Source organism: Nocardia alni (assembly GCF_019038435.1).
GTDB lineage: Bacteria > Actinomycetota > Actinomycetes > Mycobacteriales > Mycobacteriaceae > Nocardia > Nocardia alni.
The window spans coordinates 1-2,873 of record NZ_JAGPOX010000291.1; the positions used below are offsets into that span (position 1 = coordinate 1).

At 66.8% G+C, this 2,873-nt stretch carries 3 protein-coding genes, 1 pseudogene and 1 riboswitch; of the genes and pseudogenes, 2 read left to right on the top strand and 2 right to left on the bottom strand.

Features of this window, described 5'->3' with window-relative positions; genetic code table 11:
- Positions 1-409: WXG100 family type VII secretion target (locus tag JZ791_RS43835; protein WP_216903855.1), on the bottom strand; the 409-nt coding region annotated here is incomplete at its 3' end.
- Positions 410-524: 115 nt separating this feature from the next.
- A riboswitch (SAM riboswitch) is annotated at positions 525-616 on the bottom strand.
- Positions 617-702: 86 nt separating this feature from the next.
- A complete protein-coding gene (locus JZ791_RS43840) occupies positions 703-1,611 on the bottom strand; it encodes a LysR family transcriptional regulator (protein WP_216903856.1) in 909 nt (302 codons plus the stop codon).
- 96 nt (positions 1,612-1,707) lie between these two features.
- Between JZ791_RS43840 and JZ791_RS43845 the strand changes: the two genes are divergently transcribed.
- Together JZ791_RS43845 and JZ791_RS43850 are read left to right on the top strand one after the other, a co-directional pair.
- Positions 1,708-2,463 (top strand): amino acid ABC transporter ATP-binding protein, encoded by a 756-nt coding sequence (locus tag JZ791_RS43845; protein WP_305802154.1) that lies wholly within the window; start codon positions 1,708-1,710, stop codon positions 2,461-2,463.
- A 37-nt stretch (positions 2,464-2,500) separates the two neighbouring features.
- Positions 2,501-2,873, top strand: a pseudogene (locus JZ791_RS43850) (hypothetical protein); the annotation flags it as partial.

A 2,873-nucleotide genomic window follows, 5' to 3' on the forward strand; every position in this document is an offset into this window, starting at 1 on the left:
CCAACGACACCGCCCACGCACCGAACAACGTCGAAAGCGCATACGCGATCTCCGCGGCCATCAACGCCAGCGTGATGATGATCTGCAACTTCGCGTACTCGGTCTGGCTGCCCATATCGAACACCGAGTCCGCGAGCTGCTCGAGCCCCTTCACCATCGACTCGACCGAGTTGTCCCCCGAGAAGAACTGATCGAACTGCGATTTCATCTGATCCGCGCCCGAACCGGAATAACTGGACAGCGCGCTGTCCACCGCCGCGTGCAACGGATCGATGATCCCGTTCAGCGAATCAGCCGAATTCGACCAATCCTTGCTCAGCGCGAAGAGCTTGTCCTCATCGCCCTTCGGCCACGAGGAACCAGCGAGATACGCCAGCCACTGCAGCTCGGGGGGAATTTCCAGCGACATGGTCACATGGCCGTCGGACGTGCCGGACGCGGACCCGATACGGGCAACTCACCCGATGGGCGGGCAGCAGCAGCGGAAAAATCGATCGATCGATCGCGAAAGCCAGGCACGGATTCCTCCATCGCTCCTGGCAGTAGCACCCACACGCGTGAGCTGGGGTTGCCGCGACGTCTCCGAGCCAGGTCTCTCGGTCGCTCTGGATGGTTGGACCGAGTGTTGTCGAAATCCCTTGGCGCGTCAGCGGTCAGGATCTCGATGAATTGAATTACGCTGAGACCCAGACCATTGCGGCGTCAGGCTGCGGGGCCGAACCCCAGTGTTTCGGCCGCGGCGCCCAGTGCGGAGAGCAGCGCGGCCACCGGCGCCGACCTCATCCGGTCCGGCCACAGCAGTGCGTAGATGTTACGAGTGGGCCAGCCCTGCAACGGCCGGGCTACCACATGCGGATGGGTGCGCGCGGCGATGCCCAGCTCGTTCATGATCGCCACACCGATGTGGTTCGCCACCAGGGAATGGATGGTGAGCTGATCGTCCGTGGTGGCCGCGATCCGTGGGGTGAAACCGGCCTCCCGGCAGGCCGCCAGGAAGCGGGTCCGGACCGTCTCCAGGATCCAGCGCTCCCCAGCGAGGTCGGCGAGCGAGACAGCGGCGGCGGTGGCCGCCGGATGGTCGGCGGGTAGCAGCACGCAGCGCCGATCGCTGAGCAGCGGGACGCGACGCAGCCTCGGATCCGGCGGATTCTCCGCGTCGTCCAGGTCGCACTTCACCGCGAGATCGACCTCTCCATCGAGCACCAGCCGATTCGAGGTCGCGCACTCGGTCTGCGTGAGTACCACCTCCAACTCGGGGTGAGTACGCCGCAGGGCGACCAGCGCGGAAGGCACCAGGCCGACGCAGCCGCTCTGGAACGCGGACAGCCGCACCTGGCCACCGCCCGTGGCGACCAGGGAGGCCAGCTCGTCCTGCGCGGTGCGCAACACCGCGAGGACCGTCTCGGCGTGCCGCGCCAGCGCCTGGCCCACAGGAGTCAGGTGGACCCCGCGCCCCGACCGGGTGGTGAGCGGCGCTCCGACCGCGCGTTCCAGGGTGCGCATCTGGTAGCTGACGGCGGGCTGCGTATAGCCGAGCGCCTCCGCCGCGGCGGTGAACGTGCCGGTGCGGGCGACCTCGGCCAGCACCTGGAGCTGCCGGGGATCGTACATCGGCCCAGGTTAAATGGACTCATAAACAAATTCCACCTATAGACGTGAAAACCCTCATTGGACCTATGGGTTGCCGGTCGCCCATGCTCTTGTTCCATGTCCGCTGACACCGCATCACCCCCGCTGCTCCGCCTGTCGGGGGTCAACAAATCCTTCGGGGACCACCAGGTGCTCCACGACATCGACCTCGAGGTGCGCACCGGCGAAGTCGTTGTGCTGCTTGGCGCTTCCGGCTCCGGCAAGTCGACGCTGATCCGCTGCGTGAACCGGCTGGAGACGGCCGACTCCGGGGATATCGCCCTGGACGGGTTGCCGATGCCGTTGGAGGGCAAGGAGTTGGCCCGGATGCGGGCCCAGGTGGGCATGGTCTTCCAGTCCTTCAACCTCTTCGGGCACAAGACAGTGCTGGAGAACGTCACGCTGGCGCCGACGCGGGTCAAGGCGATCCCGCGACGCCTAGCCGAGGAGCGGGCGCGCGAACTGGTGGCCCGGGTCGGCCTGGCCGACAAGCTGGACGCCTACCCCGCCCAGCTCTCCGGCGGCCAGCAGCAGCGGGTGGCGATCGCCCGCGCGCTGGCCATGGATCCCCGGCTGCTGCTGTTCGACGAGCCGACCTCGGCCCTGGATCCCGAGATGATCACCGAGGTCCTGGACGTGATGACCCAATTGGCCGCCGAGGGCATGACGATGCTCGTGGTCACACACGAGATGGGCTTCGCCCGTCGCGCCGCCGATCGGGTGGTCTTCCTGGATGCCGGGCGGATCGTGGAAACCGCTGCGCCCGAGGAGTTCTTCGCCAGCCCGCGCAGCGAGCGCGCCCGCGATTTCCTGTCCAAGATCCTCACGCACTGAACCGATTCCCTTCCTCCCCATCGAAAGAGCGTTGTCAATGACCAAGCTCGCGCTGCGCCGTGCGCTACCCGCCGCGGCACTGACCGCCGCCACCGCCGTGCTGACCGCCTGCGGCTCGTCCTCGCTGTCACCGAGCGGGACCAGCGCCACGAATTCCGATGCCTACCAACAGATAATCGATAACGCGCCGGTTGCCTCGCCCTCGGACATCCCCGCCGGAAGCCTGATGGCGACGATCAAGGCGCGCGGCCAGCTCATCGAGGGCGGCACCGACACCGCCGCCGTCTTCTCCCTCACCGACCCGATGACCGGCAAGACCACCGGCTTCGACGCCGGCCTGGCCGCGATGCTCGCCAAATACATCACCGGCAAACCGAACGTGAAACTCACACAGGTGCAAGTCGCCAGCC

Excerpts from the sequence above, each read along its gene's own strand:
- JZ791_RS43840 (WP_216903856.1), bottom strand. The coding sequence starts at position 1,611 with ATGTACGATCCCCGGCAGCTCCAGGTGCTGGCCGAGGTCGCCCGCACC.
- JZ791_RS43845 (WP_305802154.1), top strand. The coding sequence starts at position 1,708 with ATGTCCGCTGACACCGCATCACCCCCGCTGCTCCGCCTGTCGGGGGTC.